The sequence below is a fragment of the Streptomyces sp. ISL-99 genome, from assembly GCF_018614005.1.
Classification (GTDB): Bacteria; Actinomycetota; Actinomycetes; order Streptomycetales; family Streptomycetaceae; genus Streptomyces; species Streptomyces flavidovirens.
Genome location: NZ_JAGGPC010000076.1, coordinates 1 through 25,979, shown reverse-complemented (window position 1 = coordinate 25,979; position 25,979 = coordinate 1). Strand labels below are relative to the sequence as shown.

23 protein-coding genes and 4 pseudogenes are annotated in these 25,979 nt (G+C 71.0%); 13 read left to right on the top strand and 14 right to left on the bottom strand.

Features of this window, described 5'->3' with window-relative positions; translation table 11 throughout:
- Positions 1–277: 277 nt before the first annotated feature.
- From J7E91_RS32750 to hutU, 5 genes are all read right to left on the bottom strand, one after another.
- Entirely contained in the window at positions 278–1,516 is a 1,239-nt protein-coding gene (locus J7E91_RS32750) for a DNA sulfur modification protein DndB (RefSeq protein WP_214910584.1), read from the bottom strand.
- A 169-nt stretch (positions 1,517–1,685) separates the two neighbouring features.
- Positions 1,686–2,858: an imidazolonepropionase gene (hutI, locus tag J7E91_RS32745; protein WP_308377527.1), complete on the bottom strand. Its 1,173-nt coding sequence runs from the start codon at positions 2,856–2,858 to the stop codon at positions 1,686–1,688.
- 346 nt (positions 2,859–3,204) lie between these two features.
- Positions 3,205–4,539 (bottom strand): formimidoylglutamate deiminase, encoded by a 1,335-nt coding sequence (locus J7E91_RS32740; RefSeq protein ID WP_214910580.1) that lies wholly within the window; start codon positions 4,537–4,539, stop codon positions 3,205–3,207.
- Entirely contained in the window at positions 4,530–5,729 is a 1,200-nt protein-coding gene (locus tag J7E91_RS32735; protein WP_214910579.1) for an allantoate amidohydrolase, read from the bottom strand. The genes J7E91_RS32740 and J7E91_RS32735 overlap by 10 nt, the downstream gene beginning before the upstream one ends.
- Positions 5,730–5,893: 164 nt before the next feature.
- Positions 5,894–7,558 (bottom strand): urocanate hydratase, encoded by a 1,665-nt coding sequence (gene hutU, locus J7E91_RS32730; protein WP_214910577.1) that lies wholly within the window; start codon positions 7,556–7,558, stop codon positions 5,894–5,896.
- A gap of 119 nt (positions 7,559–7,677) precedes the next feature.
- On the opposite strand from hutU, the gene J7E91_RS32725 reads away from it, so the two are divergent.
- The 6 genes from J7E91_RS32725 to J7E91_RS32700 all read left to right on the top strand — a co-directional run bounded on the left by J7E91_RS32725 (position 7,678) and on the right by J7E91_RS32700 (position 12,675).
- Positions 7,678–9,072, top strand: a complete 1,395-nt coding sequence (locus J7E91_RS32725; protein ID WP_214910575.1) for a diaminopimelate decarboxylase — start codon at positions 7,678–7,680, stop codon at positions 9,070–9,072.
- 79 nt (positions 9,073–9,151) lie between these two features.
- Positions 9,152–10,504 carry an APC family permease gene (locus J7E91_RS32720; protein ID WP_214910573.1) on the top strand — a complete coding sequence of 451 codons (1,353 nt, stop codon included), beginning with the start codon at positions 9,152–9,154 and terminating at the stop codon, positions 10,502–10,504.
- A gap of 132 nt (positions 10,505–10,636) precedes the next feature.
- Positions 10,637–11,011: a hypothetical protein gene (locus J7E91_RS32715; RefSeq protein WP_214910571.1), complete on the top strand. Its 375-nt coding sequence runs from the start codon at positions 10,637–10,639 to the stop codon at positions 11,009–11,011.
- Positions 11,008–11,769 (top strand): transcriptional regulator, encoded by a 762-nt coding sequence (locus J7E91_RS32710; protein ID WP_214910569.1) that lies wholly within the window; start codon positions 11,008–11,010, stop codon positions 11,767–11,769. Before J7E91_RS32715 ends, J7E91_RS32710 begins: the two co-directional genes overlap by 4 nt.
- Before the next feature lie 40 nt (positions 11,770–11,809).
- Positions 11,810–12,235 carry a roadblock/LC7 domain-containing protein gene (locus J7E91_RS32705; protein WP_214910567.1) on the top strand — a complete coding sequence of 142 codons (426 nt, stop codon included), beginning with the start codon at positions 11,810–11,812 and terminating at the stop codon, positions 12,233–12,235.
- 65 nt (positions 12,236–12,300) lie between these two features.
- Positions 12,301–12,675, top strand: a complete 375-nt coding sequence (locus tag J7E91_RS32700; RefSeq protein WP_028810786.1) for a hypothetical protein — start codon at positions 12,301–12,303, stop codon at positions 12,673–12,675.
- On the opposite strand, the gene J7E91_RS32695 is transcribed toward J7E91_RS32700, so the two are convergent.
- The 3 genes from J7E91_RS32695 to J7E91_RS32685 form a co-directional block, all read right to left on the bottom strand.
- On the bottom strand, positions 12,644–13,258 hold the full coding sequence (locus J7E91_RS32695) for a hypothetical protein (RefSeq protein WP_214910565.1): 615 nt from the start codon (positions 13,256–13,258) through the stop codon (positions 12,644–12,646). The two genes, J7E91_RS32700 and J7E91_RS32695, sit on opposite strands and share 32 nt — an antisense overlap.
- Positions 13,259–13,364: 106 nt before the next feature.
- Positions 13,365–14,201 (bottom strand): MurR/RpiR family transcriptional regulator, encoded by an 837-nt coding sequence (locus J7E91_RS32690; RefSeq protein WP_214910563.1) that lies wholly within the window; start codon positions 14,199–14,201, stop codon positions 13,365–13,367.
- 44 nt (positions 14,202–14,245) lie between these two features.
- Positions 14,246–15,709 carry an aromatic amino acid ammonia-lyase gene (locus J7E91_RS32685; protein ID WP_214910561.1) on the bottom strand — a complete coding sequence of 488 codons (1,464 nt, stop codon included), beginning with the start codon at positions 15,707–15,709 and terminating at the stop codon, positions 14,246–14,248.
- 137 nt (positions 15,710–15,846) lie between these two features.
- Here J7E91_RS32685 and J7E91_RS37460 point away from each other — a divergent pair.
- The 3 pseudogenes from J7E91_RS37460 to J7E91_RS32670 all read left to right on the top strand — a co-directional run.
- A pseudogene (locus J7E91_RS37460) lies at positions 15,847–15,999 on the top strand (ATP-binding cassette domain-containing protein); the annotation flags it as partial.
- A pseudogene (locus J7E91_RS37455) lies at positions 15,992–16,206 on the top strand (ABC transporter permease subunit); the annotation flags it as partial. The pseudogenes J7E91_RS37460 and J7E91_RS37455, both read left to right, overlap by 8 nt.
- Position 16,207: 1 nt before the next feature.
- Positions 16,208–16,972: pseudogene (locus tag J7E91_RS32670) on the top strand (cytosine permease); the annotation flags it as partial.
- 32 nt (positions 16,973–17,004) lie between these two features.
- On the opposite strand, the pseudogene J7E91_RS37450 reads toward J7E91_RS32670, so the two are convergent.
- Positions 17,005–17,298, bottom strand: a pseudogene (locus J7E91_RS37450) (hypothetical protein); the annotation flags it as partial.
- Positions 17,299–17,540: 242 nt separating this feature from the next.
- The gene (locus J7E91_RS32665) at positions 17,541–18,938 is read right to left on the bottom strand and encodes a cystathionine beta-synthase (protein ID WP_214910558.1); all 1,398 of its coding nucleotides are present in this window, start codon (positions 18,936–18,938) and stop codon (positions 17,541–17,543) included.
- A 174-nt stretch (positions 18,939–19,112) separates the two neighbouring features.
- On the opposite strand from J7E91_RS32665, the gene J7E91_RS32660 reads away from it, so the two are divergent.
- The 3 genes from J7E91_RS32660 to J7E91_RS32650 all read left to right on the top strand — a co-directional run bounded on the left by J7E91_RS32660 (position 19,113) and on the right by J7E91_RS32650 (position 22,740).
- Positions 19,113–20,114 carry an SGNH/GDSL hydrolase family protein gene (locus J7E91_RS32660; RefSeq protein ID WP_214910648.1) on the top strand — a complete coding sequence of 334 codons (1,002 nt, stop codon included), beginning with the start codon at positions 19,113–19,115 and terminating at the stop codon, positions 20,112–20,114.
- Between the two features lie 309 nt (positions 20,115–20,423).
- Entirely contained in the window at positions 20,424–21,644 is a 1,221-nt protein-coding gene (locus tag J7E91_RS32655) for an acetyl-CoA C-acetyltransferase (protein ID WP_214910556.1), read from the top strand.
- A gap of 247 nt (positions 21,645–21,891) precedes the next feature.
- Positions 21,892–22,740 carry a hypothetical protein gene (locus tag J7E91_RS32650; protein ID WP_214910646.1) on the top strand — a complete coding sequence of 283 codons (849 nt, stop codon included), beginning with the start codon at positions 21,892–21,894 and terminating at the stop codon, positions 22,738–22,740.
- A gap of 13 nt (positions 22,741–22,753) precedes the next feature.
- Here J7E91_RS32650 and J7E91_RS32645 read toward each other — a convergent pair whose 3' ends face one another.
- Positions 22,754–23,119, bottom strand: coding sequence for a hypothetical protein (locus J7E91_RS32645; RefSeq protein WP_214910554.1), 366 nt, complete (start codon positions 23,117–23,119; stop codon positions 22,754–22,756).
- Between the two features lie 100 nt (positions 23,120–23,219).
- On the opposite strand from J7E91_RS32645, the gene J7E91_RS32640 reads away from it, so the two are divergent.
- Entirely contained in the window at positions 23,220–23,450 is a 231-nt protein-coding gene (locus J7E91_RS32640) for a DUF4287 domain-containing protein (RefSeq protein ID WP_138899329.1), read from the top strand.
- Positions 23,451–23,546: 96 nt separating this feature from the next.
- On the opposite strand, the gene J7E91_RS32635 is transcribed toward J7E91_RS32640, so the two are convergent.
- The 3 genes from J7E91_RS32635 to J7E91_RS32625 all read right to left on the bottom strand — a co-directional run.
- Positions 23,547–24,434, bottom strand: coding sequence for a Bax inhibitor-1/YccA family protein (locus J7E91_RS32635; protein WP_214910552.1), 888 nt, complete (start codon positions 24,432–24,434; stop codon positions 23,547–23,549).
- 122 nt (positions 24,435–24,556) lie between these two features.
- Complete coding sequence (trpA, locus tag J7E91_RS32630; protein WP_214910550.1) at positions 24,557–25,387, bottom strand: tryptophan synthase subunit alpha; 831 nt, start codon at positions 25,385–25,387, stop codon at positions 24,557–24,559.
- On the bottom strand, positions 25,384–25,979 hold a 596-nt coding region (locus tag J7E91_RS32625), incomplete at its 5' end, for a pyridoxal-phosphate dependent enzyme (RefSeq protein WP_214910548.1). The genes trpA and J7E91_RS32625, both read right to left, overlap by 4 nt.

Sequence of the window (25,979 nt, the reverse complement as noted above, 5' to 3'; positions counted from 1 at the left end):
CCCCCTCCCGATGCCAGGCCATCTTCGACACACCTGGCAGCAACTCTGCACACGGCGTTTCCCCAATCAGCGCATCCATGCCACCACGGAACGCCTCATGCGCCCCAGTATGACGAGTCAGATGAGAATACCCGTGGCTGCGGGGGAAGTTGCTCCGATTGAGCCCTCAGATCGATGCTGATTGCCTCTGACCTGCTATGTAAGCGCCAGAAAAAAGTGCGGGGTCCCCCGCAGCTCAACTACGGGGGCCCCAATGGCCTTACGCGGAGACCGCAGCTTATTCCCCCTGCTGCCTGCCGTATCGCACCCAGCGGTACCGGGGCGACGCAGGATTCCCGAGCGCTGCCGTGGTCTTGGAGCCGTTGTCCTTGACTCCGCCCGCGAGAGAGAAGGAGCCCGTTGCTGTCTGCTTGCCGGCCGTGCCCTCCCAGTACCTCGGGTCCCGGTCCCACTTGACGTCGGCCAGCAGCCTCATCAGCTCATCGACGGACAAGGAATCGTTCTCTTCTTTGCTCCAGGACATGACGCGGTGCGCCACTGCACCCAGAGCTGCAAAGACGGCCGGAGAGGCGATCACTGTGGAATGACGCGCCATGAAGGCTGGGGCGAACGCTGCGAGGAGCCGCGTTAGTACGTCCCCGATCTCCACCATCGCCAGCTCCTTCGTACATCCGTCAGGAAGGTCGGAGATCGGGCCACTGGTCTTCTCGAACCCGGCCTTGCCGAAGATCGCCGTCACGACGAAAGAACGAAGCGTCGACAGAGTCATCCACTCGGTATCGGCCGCCTTTAGCTGCCGCTGTCGGACGGATACGACACTTTCGAGCGGAGAGGGACTCTCACCGGACGGGGCGAGCACCTGGACCTCTTTGAGTAGCGACAGTGTGATGTTGGTGGCCGCATTCGAAGAATCGGAGGCCAGAGCCACGTTCTTGTTCGGGATCACGCCCAGCAGATTACGGTCGTGGAAGATCTGACGCGCCGACACGAGGTCGATGTCGTGGTAGATCTCCACGCCGACCAGCCGGGCATGGATCTGCTCCGTCGTCAGGCGGTACCCGTCCGGGTCTTCGCGCAGCAGGAAATGCGCAAGGTGCTGGGTCTCGGCGTCCACGAGCACGCCGGTTGTGTTGAACGGTACGTAAGTAATCGTGTCCACGCCGAACACACTCTGCGCCTGCACCGTCTCAAGCCGATTGCCGATCCACAGAGCGAAGGGCGGAGTTGCCCAGCGCTCTTCCCGCTCCCCACGAATGACCTCTGCCAGGTACCGAGCGTACGCCTTGGCGTTCTGCGCCTTCTTCGTCGACTTGATGTTGCGCTGCACCTCGTTGCGGGTCTCCGCCTGACTCCTTTCCTCGGGAGCCAAGTAGCGCAACGCCTGGGCGTTCTCCGCCTTGCGGGGATCGGGAACGATTCGTGCCAGCTGCCCCCATGGCATCGTCGTGAGAAAACGGGTCGGACTCAGCTCCAGCACTCGTAGCGGGTCACCACGCCGCCGGTCGATCTCAGTCACGTAACCCGTTGTCTGGTCGGTCACAAAGAGCCCCTGTCACCCTGAGAGATACCCGGGAAGCCCAGCGCCCCCGGTGGCCGTACACCTCACCGAGCATAACGAAGTGCGGGGAAGCGCAGGATGGGACTTGATGCCCCCGCAGTCCTACCGGTTCCCGCGACCCGTCCTGTCACTCCCTGCGGATTCCCCGCTGCCAGACCTCCGACACGAGGGGGACTCCGGGGCGGTAGGCGAGGTGTACGTGCGACGGGGCGTCCAGGAGCACCAGGTCGGCGCGGGCGCCGGGGGCGATGCGGCCGATGTCCGTACGGCGCAGGGCCTGCGCGCCGCCCGCTGTGGCCGACCAGATGGCCTCGTCCGGGGTCATCCCCATGTCGCGTACCGCGAGTGCGATGCAGAAGGGCATGGAGGACGTGAACGACGAGCCCGGATTGCAGTCCGTGGACAGCGCGACGGTCGCGCCCGCGTCGAGGAGCCTGCGGGCGTCCGGCCAGGCGGCGCGGGTGGAGAACTCGGCGCCGGGGAGGAGCGTGGCGACGGTGCGGCTGTTCGCGAGGGCGTCCACGTCGGCGTCGGTGAGGTGCGTGCAGTGGTCGGCGCTGGCCGCGTCGAGCTCGGCGGCGAGCTGGACGCCGGGGCCGTAGCTGAGCTGGTTGGCGTGGATGCGGGGGTGCAGGCCCTTCGCCTTGCCGGCGGTGAGGACGGCGCGGGCCTGGTCGCCGTCGAAGGCGCCCTTCTCGCAGAAGACGTCGATCCAGCGGGCGTGGGGCGCGCACGCGTCGAGCATCTCGCCGGTGACGAGTTCGACGTACGCGGCCGGGTCGTCGGCGTAGTCGGGCGACACGATGTGGGCGCCGAGGTAGGTGACCTCTTCGGTGTGCCGCGACGCGATGCGCAGGGCGCGGGCCTCGTCATGGGTCGTCAGGCCGTAGCCCGACTTGGTCTCGAAGGTGGTCGTGCCCTGGCGCAGGGCCTCGCGGAGGTAGCGGGTGACGTTCGCTTCGAGCACCTCGTCGGTCGCGGCGCGGGTGGCGGCGACGGTGGTGCGGATGCCGCCGGCGGAGTAGGCGCGGCCCGACATGCGGGCGTTGAACTCCTGAGTGCGGTCGCCGGCGAAGACGAGGTGGGAGTGCGAGTCGACGAAGCCGGGGATCGCCGCGCGGCCCTGGGCGTCGTGGGCGGTGTCGGCGGGGGGTGCGGCGGTGGCGCTGCCGACCCAGGCGATGCGGGGGCCGTCGATGAGGACGGCGGCGTTGTGAAGGAGGCCGAGGGGGCCGGTGCTTTGGGTGGGGTCGTTGGTGACGAGCGTGCCGATGTTGGTGACGAGGGTGGTGCTGCTCACTGGGTCCTCTCCCGGTTGCGTACGTTGCGCGGGCGCGGGGGCGGGGGCGGGGACGGGGGCGGGCCGCTGCGCGGGGCTTCTTCCCCACCCCGCCCCTTCCCGAACTGGGGCTCCGCCCCAGGCCCCGGTCCTCAAGCGCCGGACGGGCTGGAGGAGGCCGGGGTGTGCTGGGGCTCCGCCCCAGACCCCGCTCCTCAAACGCCGGAGGGGCTGGATTTGGTTGCGGTAACCATCCAGCCCGTCCGGGGGTCTGGGGGCTTGCCCCCACGCGGCGGAGCCGCAAATGTCACAGCCGGGAAGGGGCGGGGTGGGGAACAGGCCCGCCGCAGGCGTTCCCCGGGGCCCGTTACTTGTAGACCGCGGTGATCGCCTCCGCCATGGCCCGGGGGACGTCCGGGATCATTGTGTGGGTGCCGTCGCGGACGATGTGGCGGCCCGCCACGATCGTGTGGCGTACGTCGCACGCCGACGCCGCGAAGACCGCCGTCTCGCCCCCCAGGCGCGGCAGCGGGCCCGCCGTCCGGACCGAGTCCAGGGCGATCGTCGTGAGGTCCGCCAGGGCGCCGGCCTCGATCGTGCCCGCGTCGCGCCAGCCCAGCGCCTCGTGGCCGTCGGCGGAAGCCGCGCGCAGCAGCGACGCCGCCGTCCAGTGGCCGCGCGTACGCGAGCGCAGGCGTTCGTTCAGTTCCATCGCCCGCGCCTCCTCCAGCATGTCGATCACGGCGTGGCTGTCGCTGCCCAGGGAGAGCGTGGAGCCGGCCTTCTGGAGGCGGGTCGCCGGGCCGATGCCGTCGGCCAGGTCGCGCTCCGTCGTGGGGCACATGCAGGTGCCGGTCGAGGTGCTGCCGAGGAGGGCGATGTCCTCGTCGGTGAGGTGGGTGTTGTGGACGCCCGTGGTGCGCGGGCCGAGGACACCGTGGTCCGCCAGCAGGCGGGTCGGGGTGCAGCCGTGCGTGGCCAGGCACGCGTCGTTCTCGGCGGTCTGCTCCGACAGGTGTACGTGGAGCGGTGTCACGCGGGCCTGCGCCCACGCCGCCACCGTCGCCAGCTGGTCCGCCGGAACCGCGCGTACCGAGTGGATGGCCGCACCGATCCGCGCGTGGTCGCGGTCCTTCAGCAGCGAGGCGCGCTCCGCCCACGCGTCGGCCGTGCCGTCGGAGAAGCGCTGCTGCTGGCGGTTGGGCGGCGTGCCGAAGCCCGACGCGAGGTACGCCGTGTCGAGGAGCGTGATGCGGATGCCGGCCTCGGCGGCGGCGGCGATCAGCGCCTCGCCCATGGCATTGGGCTCGGCGTAGGGGGTGCCGCCGGGTGCGTGGTGGAGGTAGTGGAACTCCCCCACCGCGCTGACCCCGGCCAGCGCCATCTCGGCGTACACGGCTCTGGCCAGGTCGAAGTACGTCTCGGGGGTGAGCCGCGAGGCCACCCCGTACATCACCTCCCGCCAGGTCCAGAACGTGCCCGAGCCCACCTGCACCGTGGAGCGCAGCGCCCGGTGGAAGGCGTGCGAGTGGGTGTTGGCGAAGCCGGGAAGGGTCAGACCCCGCAGGGCCACGGCGCCGGGAGGCGGGGCGGGGACGTCCTTGCGGACCGCCGTGATCCGGCCGTCCACGACGTCCAGGGCCACGCCCGGCTCGACGAAAGTCTCGAGCCAGGCGTGCTCCAGCCAGTAGGTCACGTGCACGCGAGCCCCTCCAGTACGTCGGCGAGTGCGATGACCCCCGCGACGCAGTCGTCCTCGGCGGCGTACTCGGCCGGAGAGTGCGAGATGCCCGTGGGGTTCCGTACGAACAGCATGGCGGTCGGGACCGAAGCGGACAAAATACCCGCGTCGTGTCCCGCGCCCGTGCCGAGGACGGGAATGTCGCCGCGCTCGCCGTGGAGGAGCTTCGCGAGCTCGTCGCGCAGGGCGTGCTCGAACTCGACCACCGGGGTGAAGGACTCCTGGGTGATGCGCAGGTCGATGCCGGAGCGGGTGGCGTTCTCGCGTGCCGCCTGCTCGATGCCGGCGATGACCTGGTCGAGGGTTGCCTGGTCAGCGGCGCGTGAGTCGAGCCAGCCGCGTACCAGGGACGGGATCGCGTTGACGCCGTTCGGTTCGACCGCCACCTTCGCGAAGGTGGCGAGGGCACCGGCCAGGCGCGCCTCGCGGCGGGCCGCGACGACCGTCTCGGCGTACGTCAGCATCGGGTCGCGGCGGTCCTCCAAGCGGGTGGTGCCCGCGTGGTTCGCCTCGCCGTGGAAGTCGAACCGCCAGCGGCCGTGCGGCCAGATGGCGGATGCGATGCCGATGGGGTGGTCCGTGAGGTCGAGGGCCCGGCCCTGTTCCACGTGCAGCTCGATGAACGCGCCGATACGGGACAGGCGGTCGGGGTCCGGGCCGATGGTGGAGGGGTCGTAGCCGGCTGACTCCATGGCCTGGGGGAGCGTGATTCCGTCGGCGTCGCGGAGCTCGTGGGCCTTGGCGACCGTGAGCTGCCCGGCCGCCAGGCGCGAGCCCACGCAGGCAAGACCGAAGCGGGCGCCCTCCTCGTCGCCGAAGTTGGTGATGGCCAGCGGCTTGGTGAACTCCACTCCCCGACGGCGGAGTTCGTCGAGCGCGGCGAAGGACGACACGACTCCGAGCGGGCCGTCGAACGCGCCGCCGTCCGGGACGGAGTCGAGGTGCGAGCCGGTGACGACCGCGTCCCCGGCGAGGGGGTCGCCCTGCCAGGCCCACTGGTTGCCGTTGCGGTCCAGCTCGTACGTCAGGCCGCGGGATTCGGCCTGGGCCCTGAACCAGGCGCGGCAGTCCTGGTCGGCGGCCGTCCAGGCGTAGCGGCGGTAGCCGCGGGTGGCCGCGTGGCGGCCGATGGGGGCGAGGTCCCGCCACATCTCGTGGAACGAGGGGGATGCCCCTCCGGCCCCGCCCCCGGCCCCAACGGGCACCGCGCGTTCGGCTTGCGCCGCCCGTGAACCGGCCAGGTGCGGGCCGTCGTCTGGTTGTGCCCACCCGTTCCGCCCTGCGGAACGACTGCCCACAACGGGGTCGCTGGAGGTCACGCCTCGTCGCCCTCCCGCATCGGGACACGTACGCCCTGCTCGTCCGCCGTCTTCTCCGCGATGTCGTAACCCGCGTCCACGTGGCGGATGACGCCCATGCCCGGGTCGTTCGTCAGTACGCGGCGGATCTTCTCGCCCGCGAGCTTCGTGCCGTCGGCCACCGAGACCTGGCCCGCGTGGATGGAGCGGCCCATGCCGACGCCGCCGCCGTGGTGGATGGAGACCCAGGAGGCGCCGGAGGCGACGTTGACCATGGCGTTGAGCAGCGGCCAGTCGGCGATCGCGTCGGAGCCGTCGAGCATGGCCTCGGTCTCGCGGTAGGGCGAGGCGACGGAGCCGCAGTCGAGGTGGTCGCGGCCGATCGCGAGGGGGGCGGCGAGGGTGCCGTCGGCCACCATGTCGTTGAACAGGGCGCCCGCCTTGTCGCGCTCGCCCTGGCCCAGCCAGCAGATACGGGCCGGCAGGCCCTGGAAGTGGACGCGCTCGCCGGCCATCTTGATCCAGCGGTGCAGCGATTCGTTCTCGGGGAAGAGGTCGAGCAGCGCCTTGTCCGTCTTGTGGATGTCCGACGCCTCGCCCGACAGCGCCGCCCAGCGGAACGGGCCCTTGCCCTCGCAGAACAGCGGGCGGATGTACGCCGGTACGAAGCCGGGGAAGTCGAAGGCGCGCGTGTAACCGGCCAGCTGGGCCTCGCCGCGGATCGAGTTGCCGTAGTCGAAGACCTCGGCGCCGGCGTCCATGAAGCCGACCATGGCCTCGACGTGCCTGGCCATGGACTCGCGGGCGCGCAGCGTGAAGTCGGCGGGCTTCTCGGCGGCGTACGACGCCATGTCGTCGAAGTCGACACCGATCGGGAGGTACGCGAGCGGGTCGTGGGCGCTCGTCTGGTCGGTGACGATGTCGATCGGGGCGCCCTCGGCGAGCATGCGCGGGAGCAGCTCGGCCGCGTTGCCGAGGAGGCCGATGGAGAGGGGCTTGCGGGCGTCGCGGGCCTCTACGGCGAGCTGGAGGGCGTGCTCCAGGCTGTTGGCCTTGACGTCGAGGTAGCGGTGCTCGATGCGGCGTTCGATGGCGCGCGGGTCGACGTCGATACAGATGGCGACGCCGTCGTTCATGGTCACGGCGAGGGGCTGGGCGCCGCCCATGCCGCCGAGGCCGGCGGTGAGGGTGATGGTGCCCGCGAGGGTGCCGTTGAACTTCTTGGCAGCCACCGCCGCGAAGGTCTCGTACGTGCCCTGGAGGATGCCCTGGGTGCCGATGTAGATCCACGACCCGGCGGTCATCTGGCCGTACATGGTCAGGCCGAGCTGCTCCAGGCGGCGGAACTCCTCCCAGTTCGCCCAGTCGCCGACCAGGTTGGAGTTGGCGATGAGCACGCGCGGCGCCCACTCGTGGGTCTGCATGACGCCGACCGGGCGCCCGGACTGGACGAGCATCGTCTCGTCCTGCTTCAGCGTCTTCAAGGTGCGCACCATGGCGTCGAACGAGCGCCAGTCCCTGGCCGCCTTGCCCGTGCCTCCGTAGACGACGAGCTTGTCCGGGTGCTCGGCGACCTCGGGGTCGAGGTTGTTCTGGAGCATGCGCAGGGCGGCCTCCTGCTGCCATCCCAGGGCGCTCAGCTCCGTACCGCGCGGTGCCCGTACGGGTCGGGGTCCTGACATGGTGTGCCTCCTCGCGAGTGACTGCATTGGCGTCTATTCACATCCTGGCGAGATGAATAGAGCTAGTCAATACGTCTGGGCGCCTGCGCGGCGTCCGAGTGGGTGGTTGGCTTGAACACATGCCTTCGGACATAAGCCCCGACACGGGTCCCGGCACCGGGTCGGACACCGGCCCGGACACCGGCCCCGACACGGCAGCCCCCGCCCGCAGGGAGCAGGCCGTACGCGCCGCGGTCGAGCAGGGCGTCGTCGGCCCCGGCCTGCCCCTCGCCGGCCTGCTCGACGTCACCGGCATCCGCGCCTCGGCCGCCGCGCTGCGCGCCGCGTTCGACGAGGTCACCCCGCCCGGCACCCCGGTCCTGCACGCCTTCGCCGTCAAGGCCACACCGCTGGTCCCCGTCCTGCGGCTGCTGTACGAGCACGGCGGCATCGGGGCCGAAGTCGCGAGCCCCGGCGAGCTGGCCCTGGCCCGCGCCGCCGGCGTACGCCCGGCGCACACCGTCCTGGACTCCCCCGCCAAAACCTCCGCCGAGCTGAGCGAGGCGCTCGCGCTGGGCATCGCGGTCAACGCCGACAATCCGCAGGAGCTGGCGCGCATCGACGCGCTGGTCGAGGCGGGCCCCAGCACCTCCCCCATCGGCCTGCGCGTCAATCCGCAGATCGGCGGCGGCTCCATCGGCGCGCTCTCCACCGCCACCGCCACCTCCAAGTTCGGCGTGGCGCTGCGCGACCCCGGTGCCCGTGCGTGGGTCGTACGCGCCTACCTGGACCGGCCGTGGATGACCCGGCTGCACACGCACTCCGGTTCGCAGGGGCTGCCCCTGGAGCTGATGGCGCGGGGCGTGGCGGCGGCGTACGAACTCGCCGAGGAGATCAACGCGGCGGCCGGACGCCGGCAGATCGACACCGTCGACATCGGCGGCGGCCTGCCCGTCAACTTCGCCTCCGACGCCGGGACTCCGACGTACGCCGGCTACGCCCGCCTCCTCAAGCAGCACGTCCCCGGACTGCTGGACGGGCGCTACGGCCTGGTCACCGAATTCGGCCGCTCGCTGCTCGCCAAGCACGGCACCGTCCTCGCCCGCGTCGAGTACGCGAAGACCTCCGGCGACCGGCCGATCGCCATCACCCACGCGGGCGTCCAGATCGCGACCCGGACCGTGTACGCCCCGGAGTCCTGGCCGCTGCGGATCGCGGCGTACGACGCGAAGGGCCTGCCGAAGGGGGGTCCGCCGGTCGCGCAGGACGTGGCGGGCCCGGCGTGCTTCGCGGGCGACCTGCTGGCCGAGAACCGGCTGCTGCCGCTCCTCGACCAGGGCGACTACGCGGCGGTGCTGGACACCGGCGCGTACTACATGGCCGCGCACTACGCCTACAACAGCCTGGCCAGGGCGGGCATCCACGGCTTCACCGCCGGCCCCGGCGGCGTCCGCTTCAGCGTCGTACGGCCGCCGCAGACCCTCGCCGAGATCGTCACCGAGTCGGGCGGGGCACACGCCGACGCGCTGCTGTAATCCGCCCTGCCACCGGCCCTGGCATCAGTCGCGTTCCACCGGGCAGAGACTTCCCCACACCGACAAGGGGGGAGGTCCCATGACCACCGGTTCCGAAGCATCCGGCACAGTCGACGACACACCGCTCAAGCGGGCTCTCGGACCCAAGCTGCTGATCCTCTTCGTGATCGGCGACATCCTGGGCACCGGCATCTACGCCACCACCGGCAAAGTGGCGGGGAAGGTCGGCGGCGCGCTGTGGCTGCCCTTCGCGATCGGCTTCGTCGTCGCGATCCTGACGGCGGCGTCGTACGTCGAACTCGTCGGCAAGTATCCGAAGGCCGCAGGCGCCGCGCTCTACGCCCAGAAGGCCTTCAAGGTCCCGTTCCTCACCTTCATCATCGCCTTCATGGTGATGTGCTCGGGCCTGTCGTCCGCGAGCGCCGCCGCCCGCGCGTTCAGCGGCGACTACCTGGCGGAGTTCACCGACGCCGTGCCGCCGACGCTCGTCGCGATCCTCTTCGTCGTCGCGCTCGCCGCGCTCAACCTGCGCGGCGTGTCGGAGTCCGTGAAGACGAACGTGGTGCTGACGCTCGTCGAGTTGACCGGCCTGGCGATCATCCTGGTGATCGGTGCGTACGCCGTGTTCTCCGGCGGCGGCGAGCCCGCCCGGCTCGGCGAGTTCCAGGCGTCCGGGACCGGTTACGCCCTGCTCACCAGCGTGCTCGGCGCCACCGCGCTCGGCTTCTTCGCCTTCGTCGGCTTCGAGGACTCGGTCAACATGGCGGAGGAGACGAAGGATCCGCAGCGCACCTTCCCGAAGGCGATCTTCATCGGCGTCGCCGTCACCGGCACCATCTACGTCCTGGTCGCCCTGGTGTCCTCGCTGCTCGTCGACTACACGACGCTCCAGAAGTCCAGCGGCCCGCTGCTTGAGGTCGTGAAGGCGGGCGGGGTCGACTTCCCGCCCAAACTGTTCGCGCTGATCGCGCTGTTCGCCGTGACCAACTCGGCGCTGATCAACATCATGATGGCCTCGCGGCTCTGCTACGGCATGGCCAACGAGCGCATTTTGCCGCGCGGCATGGGCCGGGTCCTGTCCGGGCGTCGCACGCCCGTCGTCGGCATCGTGTTCGTGTCGCTGCTCGCGATCGGGCTGGTGTCGACCGGCGAGATCGAGGGGCTCGGCGACACGACGGCGTTCCTGCTGCTGTGCGTCTTCGCCGTGGTCAATGTCGCGGTACTGGTCCTGCGCAAGGACCGCGTCGCGCACCAGCACTTCCGTACGCCGACGGCCCTGCCCGTGCTCGGCGCGATCACCGCGATCATCCTCGCCAGCCCGCTGGCCGACCGGCCCGCGGACGTCTACATCCGCGCAGGCGTACTCATTCTGATCGGAATCGGTCTCTGGGCGATCAATAAAGCAGTAATGAAGGTACGAGACGAAAGCTAGCTGGCATGTGCGTATGGAAAATGCCAGAACCACGTACCGGGGCATCGCCCTGTACGTAGTCTCCTCGTCACTGCCGCAGAACACGCGTCCGGCAGTCCGCATCCGTGTGCCATACCGGAAGGGGGGTTCCGCATGCCCGGAATCGACGAATGTCTGCTCGCGGCGATGGTCCTGCCCGGCGCCCGCGGAGCCTCCCTGGTGGACTGGACGAGCGGGCTCGCGCTCGGCACGGTCGGGGACTCGCCGAACGGCGACCACGAGGCCACCGCGGCGGAGACGGCGGAACTGGCCCGGATGGCCGCCGAGCAGCGGGCGTTCTCCACCGACGGACTGCCCGTCGAGGACGTCATCATCACCGCCCCGAGCGGCTACCACCTGCTGCGTTACGTCGAAACCGCCTTCGACAGCAGCGTCTTCCTGCACCTGTGGCTCGACCGCGAGGACGGCAATCTGGCCCTGGCCCGATTACGCCTGCGCAGCCTCGCAGAGCAGCTGGTCCTGGGATGACCGCGGCCGTGCCCCCGATGCTGGTCCGGCTGGCCGCCGAGCGCGCCACCGGCGCCCTGCTGCGGGACCACGGGACCCTCTACCTCGTCGAGGGACAGGTCGTGCACGCCGAGAGCCCGGCCGCGCCCGGCATCGACGTACTGCTGACGGCGGCCGGGCGGCTGCCCGCCGAGGACTGGCAGGAGGCCGTCGACCGGGCGGGCACCCGGGGCCGGGTCGGGCGCTTCCTCGTCGACAGCGGCCGGCTGGCCGGCGGCGAGCTCGAACTCTGCCATCTGAGCGCGCTGTTCGACGCCGCCTTCTTCGCGCTGGCCCCCGGCAGCGGCCCGACCCGCTTCCGGTACGGGGCGGCGCACTGGCTGGGCCGCATACGCCCGGTCTCCGCCGCCGTGGTCGAGCGTGAATCGCGGCGGCGCAGACAACTGCTCGACGACCTCTGGCCGTACCCGGACACCGACACCGCCCCTGTCGTACGCCGCGCCAGCCCGGCCGAGCAGCCCGTCACCCGCAGGCAGCGCGCCGTACTCGACCTGGCGGACGGTGAACGCACGCCGGGGGACATCGCCCGGGCCCTGGGCCGGCCGGCCTTCCACACGCTGATCGACGTACGAAGGCTCGCGGCGGCGGGGACGGTCGCCACCCCACGGGACACCCCGGCGCCCCCGCCGCCCGTGCCCGCCTGGGTCGCGCGGACCGGCGACGACCCGGACACCGCCCTGTTGCGCCGGCTTCGCGACGCCCTGGAGGCAAGCCTGTGATTCCCCGGTCCGTCGGCGTCGCGGTCCCCGTCGCCGCGTCATGAGGCGCGCCCTGAGACAACGCGCGGAAAGGAGAAAGCTGATGACGGCCGAACCGGAAGTCCTCGACGAGCTGCGCCGGTTGAAAGCCAGGGTGCCCCACGTGACCGGAGCGCTGGCGGCGAGCGTCGACGGCCTCGTACTGGCCCAGGACACCACGGCCGTGGAGGCCGAGGGGGTCGCGGCGCTCACCGCCGCGGCGCTCGGTGTCGCGATGCGGCTGACGGAGGCGACCGGACGGGGCGCCTTCCGCGAGCTGCTCGTGCGCGGCGACGACGGCTACGTGGCCACGTACGCGGCGGGATCGTCCGCCGTCCTCACGCTCCTCGCCGAGCCGCGCGCCAACGTGGGCCGGCTGCACCTGGAGGCCCGCCGGGCCAGTGCCCGCATCGGCGCCCTGGTCGACAGCGCCCGGGAGAACGCATGACCGCAACCAAACGCACGACAGCAGCAGCCAAGAACCCGACCGGACGAAAAGGAAGTGCGACGCTCATGGCCAACACCGAAACCGCGCTCAAGGAAGCGATGACCGGCATCGAGGGCACTCTCGGTGTCGCCCTGGTCGACTACACCAGCGGCATGGCCCTCGGCACTCTCGGAGGCGGCAAGGACCTCGACCTGGCGGTGGCCGCCGCGGGCAACACCGATGTGGTGCGCGCCAAGGTGCGCACCATGGAACACCTGGGCCTCAAGGACGAGATCGAGGACATCCTGATCACCTTGGGCGGCCAGTACCACCTGATCCGGCTCCTCAAGGGGCGTGGCGCGAACGGCCTGTTCCTCTACCTGGCGCTGGACAAGGCGCGGGCCAACCTCGCGATGGCCCGCCACCAGCTCAGGAAGATCGAGGCCGAACTCGACGTGTGACCACCGCCGTTGCCGCCGGACGACGCCGCGCGCCGCCCGGCGCGGCGTCGCCCGCCGCGATGCCGGTGGTGCGGTACGTCGTGACCCGCTCGGCCGCGGGACCGCTGCCGAGCCAGTCGGTACGTACCCACAGGAGGGTCTCCTCCTTGCGCTCCCGGTGGCCGATCCACAGAGCCTTCAGCCACAGCCCGGCGCCGGCGCCCGCCATCAGCAGTCCGCCCGCGCCCGGCAGCGCGAAGGCGCTTCCCGCGGCGGCGAGAAGGGCGGCCGCCAGCCACCAGCGGCGGTTCCGGCGCCAGGCCCGCGCCGTTACGGAGCGGTCCTGGAGGAAGTCGCGGCGGGCGGCGCGGGTCGCGGTGGTGGCCAGTGCGGCGTAACGGCCCCGGCGGGCCAGCGCGGCGGCTGCGGCCGCGACCACGAAGAGCGCGGCTCCCGCCAGGAGCCCGATCCTGCGCCCGGTCAGGCCGGGTACGAGCGCTCCGATGCCGGCGGCCAGCAGCCCGAGCCACCACAACGGCGCCGCCCCGGCCCGTACGACCACCGCCACCCTCGCCAACGACTGCGCCTGCTCTCCGCGCCCCACGACCGCCCCTTCCCTGCCGGCTGTTACGACTGTTTCAGTCGGGGAGGGTAACTCCGGATTCTGAGCGCCGGGTGAAAAACCGCCGAGAACGCGCGGGCCGGGGGCCCTACTCCACGAACAGCCCGCGCGCCGCCGCCTTCGCGTCGAACTCCTCCAGCCGCGCCTGCGCGTCCGGCAGGTCGTCGCACATCGCCTCCAGCAGCACCCGCCCCAGCAGCATCGGCGCGCACGCCGTGTCGAAGGCCAGGCCCGTGCCGACCGCCGCCGGGATCAGCAGGTCGCTGTGGGCGGCCACGGGCGCGAAGGCGGAGTCGGCGACCGTCACCACCGTCAGGCCCTGCTCCTGCGCGTACGCCAGCGCGCCCACCACCTCGCGCGGATGGCGCGGCAGCGCGAAGCACAGCAGCGCGCTCGCACCCGCCCGGCGGGCCCCGTCGATGCGGTCGGTGAGCATCGAGCCGCTCTCGTCGAGGAGGCGTACGTCGGGGTGGACCTTCGCCGCGAAGTACGCGAAGCCGCGCGCCTGCGAGGACGCGGCACGCAGGCCGAGCACGGGCAGCGGGCGCGAGGCGGCGAGGATACGGCCCGCCTCCTCGACGGGGCGGGGGTCGGCGAGCAGCTCGGAGAGGTGCTTGAGGTTCTCGATCTCGGCCTGGACCGCCTGCTGGTACTCGTTGTACTTGTCCTCGCCCCGCGAGGGCTCGGTGGGCGCGACCTCGCGCAGGTGCTTGCGCAGGGCCGGGTAACCGTCGAAGCCGAGCGCGACCGCGAAGCGTGTGACGGACGGCTGGCTGACGCCGGCCAGCTCGGCCAGCTCCACGCTCGACAGGAACGGCACATCGGCGGCCCTGCGCACCATGCAGTGCGCGATGCGCCGCTGGGTCGGCGTGAGCCGGTGCCCGTCGAAGAGCTGCTGCAGTCGTGCGGCAGGGCTGTCGCTCATGCCATCCCCCTCAGAGTTCCCTACATCATCCGTGCGTCCGTGCATCACAGGTCCGTGAACTGGTCGAGCAGCGCGGCCGCCGCAGTCACATCATCGGTGAGCGGGCGGTCCACATGGTCGGAATCGAGCGCGCCGTCCGCGAGAGCGAAGGCCCGGCCGACCGGCAGTTCCGGGTCGGGACGCAGGTCGCGCTGGCGCAACGCCCGTACGGCGGCGACGAGTTCGCAGCCGACGACATGCCGGTACGCGTCGCTCGCGCGCAGCGCCTGGCGTGCGGCGAGCGAGGCGAAGCTGGCCTGCTCCTCGACGCCGCGTGAGAGCACGGCGTGGCCGAGCGAGGCGGGGGCGGAGAGGGCGCTCAGGTCGCCGAGGGCGGCCCCGGCGGCGTACTCCAGGATCATCACGCCCGAGCTGCCCGGCTCACTGTCGGCGAGGAAGGGGCGCAGTCGGGTGAAGGCCGGCTCGTTGAGCGCGGAGAGCCGGGAGGTGGACAGCCGGGCGGTCTGCGTGACGGCGAGCCGGAAATGGTCGAGGGCCAGGCCGAGTCGGGACAGGTAGAAGCCGCCGTGGTGGTAGGCGGACATGTCCTCGGGGCAGATCAGCGGGTTCTCGGCGGCCGCGTTGATCTCGACGGCGAGCGTACGTTCCAGCAGGTCGGCCGCGTCCTGCGCGGGCCCGTGAATCTGCGGCAGACAGCGGAAGCCGTACGGGTCCTGGATGCGGCCCAGCGGCGGCGTGGGCCGCTCGGGGGCGCCGAGGAGCCGTCGCATGGTGGCGGCGACGGCGTGCGACCCGGGGTGCGGGCGGGCCGCGTGGACGGGTTCGGCGTACGCCTCGTACGAGCCGTCGACGGCGAGGAGCGAGAGCGCGCCGACGACCTGGGTGGCGGTGATGAGGCGGCGCAGTTCGTCGAGGGCGAGGGCGGCCTGGCCGAGGGTGAGGGCGTTGCTGCTGATCATGGCGAGGGCGTCGTTGTTGTCGAGCGGCTGCGCCTCGGGCGGCGTACCGCCGAGCCACGGCTGCTCTCCGGCGAGGGCGAGGCCGACCTGGGAGAGGGCCGCGATGTCGCCCGTACCGACCGAGCCGTATTCGGTGACGACGGGGTACGCGCCGGACTCCAGCGCCTCGCACAGGGCGGTCACGACGGTGCGGCGCAGGCCCGCGCCGCCCGCGAGGAGCTGGTTCGCGCGGACGGCGAGCATGGCGCGTACCTCGCGGGCGGGCAGCGTGGCGCCGATCGCTCCGGCGTGGCTGCGCAGCAGACGCAGGCCGTGGTCGGCGGCGGCTCCGGTGGGCACGGCCTCGGAGCGGTTGGCGCCCACGCCGGTGAAGCGGCCGTAGACGCGGCCGGACGCGGCGAGCTCGCGGGCGGCGTGCCAGGAGACCTCGACGCGCTTCATGGCGTCGGTGCCGGGGACGGGGCGCGCGACGCCGTCGGCGAGGCGGACGACGTCGGCGACGGGGAGGCTCTGCCCGTCCAGAACGACCACCATGTGGGACGACTTCATTCGCAAACGCCTCCTCTTCGGACAGCTCGTCTCGCCCACCGGTCGGCCGTAACCAGTGATTTACCTCAGCGCATTGACATCTATTCAGACACCAAGAACTCTGCATGACCATATACAGCCCCGGCAAGGGATGGCCGATGATCAAATTTGACGCAGTGCACAAGCGGTTCCCGAACGGCACGACAGCGGTCGACAACCTCAGCCTGGAGATGCCGGAAGGCGGCATCACGGTCCTGGTCGGCTCGTCCGGGTGCGGCAAGACGACCACCCTCCGCATGATCAACCGCATGCGTGCTGCTCCGTAACACCGTCGAGGGCCTGGACGCCGTACCCGTCAAGGTCCGCGAGGCCGCCAAGGCCATGGGCACCCGCCCCCTGCGCACCCTGCTCACCGTCGAGCTGCCGCTCGCGCTCCCGGTGATCATGGCGGGCGCTTCCAGCGCAACTTCCCCACCCCCGTGATCACCGGGGTCGTGCTCACCCTCCTGCTCGCGCTGCGTCGCCGACTACTCCCGCTACCTCCCGCGCACGACGAGCGGCCGCGCCACCTTCTGGTGGACGCTGGGCGGCTCGGCACTGGGGTCACAGTGGTCGATGACGTTCGGGGTGCTGGTGGCGGCGACGGCGGGGGACGCGTTCCTGGCGGGCCAGGTGAGTTACGTCGTGGCGCTCGGCGGCACCGGCCTGGTCGCGTCGTTCCTCTACTTCGTGATCGCGCTCGGCAAGCTGACGATCAACGTGCTCAACACGTACGGCGGCTTCATGTCGATGGTGACCGGCATCAGCGGCTTCCGGGGTCAGCGCGTGCTCTCGCCGCGCGGCCGGGCGGCGTACATCGCGGCGATCATGGTGGCGGGCACGGCGGTGGCGCTGCTCGGCAAGGACACCTTCCTGACGTCGTTCAAGGACTTCCTGCTCTTCCTGCTGACGTTCTTCACCCCGTGGTCCGCGATCAACCTGGTCGACTACTACCTGATCTCGCGCGAGCGTTACGACATCCCGGCCCTGTCCGACCCGAACGGCCGCTACGGCGCGTGGCGCTGGGACGCGCTGGCGGTGTACGCCGTGGGCATCGTCGTCCAGCTCCCCTTCCTCGTCACGCACTTCTACACCGGGCCGCTGGTGGCCCCACTGGGCGGCGCGGACATCTCATGGGTGGTGGGCCTGGCCGTACCGGCACTGCTGTACTGGCTGCTGGCGCGGCGCGACACGTCGCACATCCCGGACCGGACGCTGTTGCCGCCGCCGCGGCACCCGGCTTGAGGGTCCCGGGGAGGGTGAGTCTCGGGGAGGTTCCCGAAATTGCCGTCGATCCGGAACGGCGGTTGGGTGTCCCAGAGGCTGGGCAGGGTGGAGGATTTCAGCTGTTCGGCCAGCATCTTGGCGGCATGGTCGCCGTCGCGCAGCCGCGCCCAGAAGTTGATCTTCCAGGAGGTGGGAGACGTGCCCGGTACAGCCCGCCGCCGGCTGGGCTCGGAAGACTGGCGAGCCGAACGTAGGAGTGGAGGGGCAGTTGAGGCAAGAGAAGACCGACCGGGAGGGCTGAGCAGCCGACGGCAAAGACAAATATGTCGCGGGGACCGCCGCACCCCCGGTTGGCCGGGGGGCGGGACGACGGCGGTCCCCGCGAGGGGCACGGGCCGGGTTCAGGGCCGGCTTCGTGTCCAGGCGTCCATGGAGTTCCGGGAGCCGCTCCGTTGTCCTTGACGCCGACAACAACCAATGTGCCCGAGGCGTGTTAAGCCAGTGCTGCGCGGACGTGTCACCCTCGTACCACTTTCGCGAAGCTGCGGCGTCCGGCCTCCCGGCCCAGAGCCTGGCCCAACCCCCTCTACGAACCCTGGGGCTTCGCCAGGAAGGCCAGCAGGTCCTGCCTGCTCACCACACCCGTCGGCTTCCCCTCGACCAGCACAATGGCCGCGTCGTGCTGCCCCTTGCCGCCCAGCACGGCCATCAGGTCCTCCACCGGCTCGCCGGAACCGACCTGCGGCAGCGGCGCGCTCATGTGCATCTCCAGCCGGTCCCCGAGCTGCGCGCGCTGCGCGAACACGGCGTTCAGCAGCTCGCGTTCGACGACCGAGCCGATGACCTCCGCGGCCATCACGTCCGGGTGGCCCGCGCCGGGCTTCACGATCGGCATCTGCGAGACGCCGTACTCGCGCAGTACCTCGATCGCCTGACCCACCGTCTCCTCCGGGTGCATGTGCACCAGGCTCGGCATGTCGCCCTCCTTGTACCGCAGGACGTCACCGACGCTCGCGTGCGGCCCCGACTCCTCCAGGAAGCCGTAGTCCGCCATCCACTCGTCGTTGAAGATCTTGCTGAGGTAGCCGCGGCCGCTGTCCGGCAGCAGTACGACCACGACGTCGTCGGGGCCCAGCCGCTCGGCCACCCGCAGCGCGGCGACGACCGCCATGCCGCAGGAGCCGCCGACCAGGAGGCCCTCCTCCTTGGCGAGGCGGCGCGTCATCTGGAACGAGTCCTTGTCCGACACCGCGACGATCTCGTCCGTGACACTCGCGTCGTACGCCGACGGCCAGAAGTCCTCACCGACACCCTCGACGAGGTACGGCCGCCCGGAACCGCCCGAGTACACCGACCCCTCGGGGTCCGCGCCGATGATCTTGACCTTGTCGCCGCTGACTTCCTTCAGGTAGCGGCCGGTCCCGGTGATCGTGCCGCCCGTGCCGACGCCGGCGACGAAGTGCGTGATCTTTCCGTCCGTCTGCGTCCACAGCTCGGGACCGGTCGTCTCGTAATGCGAGCGCGGATTGTTCGGGTTGCTGTACTGGTCGGGCTTCCAGGCGCCCGGCGTCTCGCTGACCAGCCGGTCGGAGACGTTGTAGTACGAGTCGGGGTGCTCGGGGTCAACAGCGGTGGGGCAGACGACGACCTCGGCGCCGTACGCGCGCAGCACGTTGATCTTGTCCGTGGACACCTTGTCCGGGCAGACGAAGATGCACTTGTAACCCTTCTGCTGGGCCACGATCGCAAGGCCGACACCGGTATTGCCGGACGTCGGCTCGACGATCGTGCCGCCGGGCTTGAGCGCGCCGCTCTCCTCCGCCGCCTCGATCATGCGCAGGGCGATCCGGTCCTTCACGGATCCGCCGGGATTGAAGTACTCGACCTTGGCCAGGACTGTTGCCTGGATGCCGGCCGTCACGCTGCCCAGCCTCACAAGCGGGGTGTTGCCGACGAGGGTGATCATCGAGTCGTGAAATTGCACGATGCGCTCCGGGGTCTCCGTAATGGTGCAGCCCAGCGTAAAGGGCCGACAACGGCGTGTTCACGTTCGGGCGCGATTGAAGAGCGCCCACTACCGGGCAGTAAGCAATTGAGCGGAGTGAGCGGGTGGCTTCGAGGCCTGGAGGAGGTGGCTGCGACTGTGTCGAGAGCAAGGGTGGCACGGCGGATCGCCGCTGGCGCGGCGTACGGCGGGGGCGGGATCGGTCTGGTCGGCGCGGCGGCGGTGGGGATCTTCCTTGCCGAGGTGCAGCTGGCGAAGCGGTCGGTGGGAGGTGGGCGGGCGCCCGTACCGCCACTGGCGGACGGTCTGTACGGGATGCCGCTGGCCGGGTATCCCATGGACGCCCCGCTGCGGCTCGCGATGCTCGGCGACTCGACGGCGGCCGGGCAGGGCGTGCGCCGGGCCGGGCAGACGCCGGGGGCACTCCTCGCGTCCGGTCTGGCGGCGGTGGCGGAGCGGCCGGTCGTCCTGCGCAATGTGGCGCAGCCCGGGGCGCAGTCGGACGACCTGGAGCGGCAGGTCACGGTCGTACTGGCGGACCGGGAGCGGCTTCCCGACGTCTGCGTGATCATGATCGGCGCGAACGACGTCACGCACCGGATGCCGCCCACGCAGTCCGTCCGTTATCTCGCCGCGGCGGTACGCCGCCTCCGTACGGCGGGGACGGAGGTGGTCGTCGGCACCTGTCCCGACCTGGGCACGATCGAGCCCGTCTACCAGCCGCTGCGGTGGCTGGCCCGGCGTGTGTCGCGGCAGCTCGCGGCGGCGCAGACGATCGGGGCGGTGGAGCAGGGCGGGCGGACGGTGTCGCTGGGCGACTTGCTGGGGCCGGAGTTCCTCGCGAACCCCCGCGAGCTCTTCGGCCCGGACAACTACCACCCCTCGGCGGAGGGCTACGCGACCGCGGCGATGGCCGTACTGCCGACGCTGTGCGCGGCGCTCGGACTGTGGCCGGAGTCGGACCGGCTGGACGCCTCGCGGGACGAGGACATGCTGCCGGTGGCGAAGGCGGCGGCGGAGGCGGCTTCGGCCGCCGGTACGGAGGTGACGGCCGCCCGGGCGCCGTGGGCCCTGCTGAAGCACCGGCGGCGCCGGCGCCTCCCGGCCGCGACGGAACCGGCCCGCTCCCCTTCGGAGCCGCGCCGGGCGCTGTGAAGGGGGGCGGTGCGGGTGCGCGGGTGCGGGTGCGCGGGTGCGGCGCGGGTCGCCTGCGGCACTGTTCCCCTACCCGCCCCTTCCCGAAACTGGGGGCAAGCCCCCAGACCCCCGGACAGGCTGGATGTGTCGCGCAGCGGCAACTTTCAGCCCCTCCGGCGTTTGAGGAGCGGGGCCTGGGGCAGCGCCCCACTGAGCGGTCGCTTAGAAAGAGGCCCGCATCACATCGTCCGCACGATGACCCGAGCCATACGTGCGGGTAACTTCCCAATCAGCCCTGCGTACTCGCCTCGCCCTCATGGAGCCGTCATGCCCGAAGCCGTGATCGTTTCCACCGCCCGTTCGCCCATCGGCCGCGCCTTCAAGGGCTCGCTGAAGGACCTGCGGCCCGACGATCTGACCGCCACCATCGTGCAGGCCGCCCTCGCCAAGGTGCCCGAGCTCGACCCCCGCGACATCGACGACCTCATGCTCGGCTGCGGCCTCCCCGGCGGCGAGCAGGGGCACAACCTGGGCCGCATCGTCGCCGTGCAGATGGGGATGGACCACCTTCCGGGCTGCACCGTCACCCGGTACTGCTCCTCCTCCCTCCAGACCTCCCGCATGGCGCTGCACGCCATCAAGGCCGGCGAGGGCGACGTCTTCATCTCCGCCGGTGTCGAGATGGTGTCCCGCTCCGTCAAGGGCAGCTCGGACGGCATGCCCGACACCCACAACCCGCTCTTCGCCGACGCGGAGGCCCGTACCGCCGCTGTCGCACAGAGCGAGGACGCCGACTGGCACGACCCGCGCGAGGACGGTCTCGTCCCCGACGCGTACATCGCCATGGGCCAGACCGCCGAGAACCTCGCCCGCCTCAAGGGCATCAGCCGCGCCGAGATGGACGAGTTCGGCGTACGGTCGCAGAACCTCGCCGAGCAGGCCATCAAGAACGGCTTCTGGGAGCGCGAGATCACCCCCGTCACGACCCCCGACGGGACCGTCGTGTCGCAGGACGACGGGCCGCGCGCCGGCGTCACCCTCGAAGGCGTCCAGGGCCTCAAGCCCGTCTTCCGCCCCGACGGCCGCGTCACCGCCGCCAACTGCTGCCCGCTGAACGACGGCGCCGCCGCCCTCGTCATCATGAGCGACACCAAGGCGCGGGAGCTCGGGCTGACGCCGCTGGCGCGGATCGTCTCGACCGGCGTCTCGGGGCTCTCGCCCGAGATCATGGGCTACGGCCCGGTCGAGGCCAGCAAGCAGGCGCTCAAGCGCGCCGGGCTGAGCATCGGCGACATCGACCTCGCGGAGATCAACGAGGCCTTCGCCGCCCAGGTGATCCCGTCCTACCAGGACCTCGGCCTGGACCTGGACAAGCTCAACGTCAACGGTGGCGCCATCGCCGTCGGCCACCCCTTCGGCATGACCGGCGCGCGCATCACCGGCACGCTGATCAACAGCCTCCAGTTCCACGACAAGCAGTTCGGTCTGGAGACGATGTGCGTGGGCGGCGGCCAGGGCATGGCCATGGTCATCGAGCGCCTCAGCTGACCGTCCCCGCGGCCCCGGCCGCACCCGGTTCGTAACCCAATCTCCCCCAGGATGTGATGTATCTCCTGGGGGAGAGGCATACCCCCAGGTCAAGGACGGTTACGCGCGGAACCACCAGGCAAAAGACCTGTCCATTTCGTGACGTAATGCACTGACAGATGGCGCGCACTCACCTCAAGCTGATGTAGGAAGTCGGGGGATCGATGAAACCGGGAGTAAGTCAGTGAGCGCCATGCCTCTTGCCCTGTTGCTGACCACAGCCGCCGCCACGGCCGTGGGCGCCGCTGCTCTGCACGCAGTCCACGGACTGCGCAAGCAGGTCAAGGCCCTGCGTACCGAGCTGACGGCCGCGGCCGCGTTCGGCCGTTCCGGGGCCGCCGTCCCCCAGCAGACCCGTGCCGCCGACGCCGAGGGGATACGGGAAGCCGTAGCCGAGGCCCTCGCCGAGGAGCGGGAACGCGAGCTGGCCGAGGCCCGTGCCTTCTGGGCCGCGCAGGAGGCCCGCGACGCCGCGGACGCCCCTTCGCTGCTGGGCGGTCTGACCGGTCTCGGCGACGAGACGCCCCCGTTCTTCGTCCCGCGCCAGGCGGACTTCACGGGCCTCGAGTCGTTGGACGCGTACGAGGCGCTCGACTCCCTCGACGGCCCCGTCGGCCCCGACGCCCTGGAATCCCTGGACGCTCTCGACGACCTGGAGCCGGCCGACGCCTTCCCCGAGGACTCCCCCGAGCTCGCGGCCGCCCGCCGCCGCCACCCCTCGCACCCCGACTTCGTGCCGGTCCAGACACCCGTCGTGGCCGACCACGAGCGCACCGTGACCCGCCTGGAACAGCTCGCGGCGGCCCGCACCGCGCTCGCCGACGTGCGCCCCGGTCCCCTCGGCACCCTCGACGTGTACGTCTTCACGGACGGTACGACGCTCTGTATGACCCCCGGCCACCGCGAGACCGCCGAGCGCCTCGCCGAGTCGGTGCGCGGCGGGGAGTCCCCGGTGCTGCTCGGCGGCTCCGGCATCTCCGGTGCGTACGCCCTGACCTTCTCCTGCGGCGAGGAAAGCGTCTACATCCTCGCCGACCGGGTCATCGCGTCGATCTAGCTTCCAGCCCCGCTCAGACCCCGGCCCGCGCCGCCGCGGCCTTCACCAGACGCACGGCCTCGTCCAGTCCGGCCTCGACGGACGGGGCCGTTCCCGTTCCCGTTTCGGTTTCCCGTACCGGCGCGCACGCCGTTTCCAGCGCCTGGGCCAAATCATGACCGGCGACCGTCAGTTGATCGGCCACCGCGAACACGCCGGTGTCCGGCATGATCCGCGGCTCTGCCCCCGGCTCCTCGACGCGCTGCGCCCGTACGGACAATTCCCTGGCCAGAGCGAGCCCTTCGGCGGCGGCGCCGCGCTGCAGGCGGCTCTGCGGGGCGGCGCGCAGCCGGTCGGCGAATCGGTCCACGGCGGCGGTCAGGGGCGTTGTATCGAGCACGCCGCGACCCTACGCGCCCACACGGGCCTGTTGCCAACGGGCGAACACTCAGGCACGGTGACATGAAGGAGCACTCGCGCAATGCGTCCGGAGGCGCCGAATGTCCCAAGTCTTCTCCGAAGAGACCCATCAGAACCTGCTCTCCCGAATCCCCCACTGCACCGGTCGTGAAGTGTCCGACTGGCTCCGCGCCGTAGACGACGGCCCAGCCCTCTTCCGCTTCGAGGAGAAGGTCAGCTGGCTCCGGAGTGAACACAATCTCGCCTACGGCCACGCGAAAGCGATCATCCACGAGTACGACCTGAGGCGCGCCGCCCGGCGATTGCTCTAGACCCGTCGGCCCTCGCGGCCGTCGGCATGCGGAAGGGCCCGCCCGGCGAATGCCGGACGGGCCCTTCCGCATGTGCCCAGGGGCGACTGGCTGTGACTAGTCGTCGCCGCTGAGGATGGAGACCAGCCGCAGCATCTCCAGGTAGATCCACACCAGGGTCAGGGTGAGGCCGAAGGCCGCCATCCAGGACTCCTCGCGCGGAGCACCGTACGCGACGCCGTCCTCGACCTGCTTGAAGTCCATGGCGAGGAAGAACGCGCCGAGCAGGACACCGACGACACCGAAGATGATGCCCATCGTGCCGCTGCGGAAGCCGAGGCCGTCACCGCCGCCGAACACCATGAACAGCAGGTTCACGGAGGTCAGGACGATGAAGCTGATCGCGGCGATCATCAGGTAGCGCGTGAAGCGCTGGGTGACCCGGATGATCCGGGTCTTGTACAGGAAGAGCATGGTGACGAAGACCGCCATCGTGCCCAGCACCGCCTGCATCGGCGCACCCGGCGACACCAGCGTGTTCACGTAGTTGCTGAGGGCGCCGAGGAAGATGCCCTCGAAAGCGGCGTACGCCAGGATCAGCGCCGGAACGGGCTTCTGCTTGAAGGACTGGACCAGCCCGAGCACCATCGCCACGAGAGCGGCGCCGATGGCCAGGCCGAGGCCGACATTCATCACCCATGCGACGGTGGCGCCGGCGACCACGAGGCCGAGCGTGATGCCCGTCCGCGCGACGACGTCGTCCATCGTCATGACGTTGCCGCTTACGGGCGCCTGCGGGGCGCCGTACTGCGTGTCCTGGGGGGCGTAGGGGTTCGTCGCGTAAGGGCTCGTCGCGTACGGGTTCGCCGGGGCGCCCTGGGCGTACGGGTTGCCCTGCGCCGTACCGACGGCGGGGCCCCCGGCCTGCGGTGCCGCGTTGAAGCCCGCAGTGCCGTTGTCGCGGCTGAAGCCCCGTCGCGAGAAGACCGGGTTGCTGCTCCTCATCTCACTCCTCCATGGCCACCCTGCGTGGCCTTGGGACAAGAGTAATGGGAAAGCAAAAGGAACACCCTAGTGCCAGGGGAGGATCTTTCCCCTGCCGGCGGCGAACCGGAGGCCCGCCCGAGTCAGCTCCTGCGTACCCCTTGGGCGAGCTCGCCCGCCAGCGCCCGTACGGCGGCCAGCCCGGCGGGCAGGTCCGGCGCGTCCAGCAGCAGCTTCACGAAGGCCGAGCCGACGATCACGCCGTCGGCGAAGGCGGCGACCTCCTTGGCCTGTACGGCGTTTGAGACGCCCAGACCGACGCAGACCGGAAGCTCGGTGGTGGCGCGGGTGCGGCGCACCAGCTCCTGTGCCTGGTCGCCCACTGATTCGCGGGTCCCTGTGACGCCCATCAGCGAGGAGGCGTAGACGAAGCCGGAACCGGCCGCGGTGATGGTGGCGAGGCGTTCGTCCTTGCTGCTCGGCGCGACCACGAAGACCGTGGCCAGGCCGTGCTTCCCGGCGTGCTCGCGCCACAGCGCGGACTCCTGCACCGGCAGGTCGGGCAGGATGCAGCCCGCGCCGCCCGCCTGCGCCAGCTCCGCCGTGAAGCGCTCCACGCCGTAGCGGTCGATGGGGTTCCAGTACGTCATCACCAGGATCGGGGCCCCGGTCGCCTCGTGCGCCTCGCGCACGGTGCGCAGCACGTCGGCGATCTTCACTCCGCCGCGCAGGGCGATGTCGTCGGCGGTCTGGATGACCGGGCCGTCGAGCACCGGGTCGCTGTGCGGCAGCCCGATCTCGACGATGTCCGCGCCGCCCGCGACGACCGCCTTGACCGCGTCGATGCCGCCGTCCACGGTCGGGAACCCGGCTGGGAGGTAGGCGATGAGGGCGGCCCGGTCCTCGGACCCGGCCTTGGCGAGCGTGTCGCTCAGCAGCTGGATACGTCCGGTCTTGTCACTGACCGTGCTCACTTGTTCTCTCCCTCGGAGTCGTACAGCCCGAAGTAGCGGGCGGCCGTGTCCATGTCCTTGTCGCCGCGCCCGGACAGGTTGACCACGATCAGGCCGTCCTTGCCCAGTTCCCTGCCCAGGCCGAGGGCGCCGGCCAGGGCGTGCGCGGACTCGATCGCCGGGATGATGCCCTCGGTGCGCGAGAGCAGGCGCAGGGCCTGCATCGCCTGGTCGTCAGTGATCGCGCGGTACTCGCCGCGTCCGCTGTCCTTGAGGTACGCGTGCTCCGGGCCGATGCCCGGGTAGTCGAGACCCGCCGAGATGGAGTACGGCTCGGTGATCTGGCCCTCCTCGTCCTGGAGGACGTACGACCGCGAGCCGTGCAGGATGCCCGGCTCACCCGCCGACAGGGTGGCCGCGTGCTCACCGGTCTCGATGCCGTGCCCGGCGGGCTCGAATCCGACCAGGCGTACGCCCGTGTCGGGGATGAAGGCGTGGAAGAGACCGATGGCGTTGGAGCCGCCGCCGACGCAGGCCGCGACGGCGTCGGGCAGGCGCCCCGCCCGCTCCAGGATCTGGCGGCGCGCCTCGACGCCGATGACCCGGTGGAAGT

Bases quoted from the DNA above. Each gene is read 5' to 3' on its own strand.
- J7E91_RS32640 (WP_138899329.1), top strand. From the start codon at position 23,220: ATGTCCCAAGTCTTCTCCGAAGAGACCCATCAGAACCTGCTCTCCCGA.
- J7E91_RS32715 (WP_214910571.1), top strand. From the start codon at position 10,637: ATGCCCGGAATCGACGAATGTCTGCTCGCGGCGATGGTCCTGCCCGGC.
- J7E91_RS32685 (WP_214910561.1), bottom strand. From the start codon at position 15,709: ATGAAGTCGTCCCACATGGTGGTCGTTCTGGACGGGCAGAGCCTCCCC.
- hutU (WP_214910577.1), bottom strand. From the start codon at position 7,558: ATGTCAGGACCCCGACCCGTACGGGCACCGCGCGGTACGGAGCTGAGC.
- J7E91_RS32635 (WP_214910552.1), bottom strand. From the start codon at position 24,434: ATGAGGAGCAGCAACCCGGTCTTCTCGCGACGGGGCTTCAGCCGCGAC.
- J7E91_RS32690 (WP_214910563.1), bottom strand. From the start codon at position 14,201: ATGAGCGACAGCCCTGCCGCACGACTGCAGCAGCTCTTCGACGGGCAC.
- J7E91_RS32710 (WP_214910569.1), top strand. From the start codon at position 11,008: ATGACCGCGGCCGTGCCCCCGATGCTGGTCCGGCTGGCCGCCGAGCGC.
- J7E91_RS32735 (WP_214910579.1), bottom strand. From the start codon at position 5,729: ATGTGGCGGGACCTCGCCCCCATCGGCCGCCACGCGGCCACCCGCGGC.
- J7E91_RS32700 (WP_028810786.1), top strand. From the start codon at position 12,301: ATGGCCAACACCGAAACCGCGCTCAAGGAAGCGATGACCGGCATCGAG.
- J7E91_RS32720 (WP_214910573.1), top strand. From the start codon at position 9,152: ATGACCACCGGTTCCGAAGCATCCGGCACAGTCGACGACACACCGCTC.
- J7E91_RS32725 (WP_214910575.1), top strand. From the start codon at position 7,678: ATGCCTTCGGACATAAGCCCCGACACGGGTCCCGGCACCGGGTCGGAC.
- J7E91_RS32705 (WP_214910567.1), top strand. From the start codon at position 11,810: ATGAGGCGCGCCCTGAGACAACGCGCGGAAAGGAGAAAGCTGATGACG.
- J7E91_RS32655 (WP_214910556.1), top strand. From the start codon at position 20,424: ATGCCCGAAGCCGTGATCGTTTCCACCGCCCGTTCGCCCATCGGCCGC.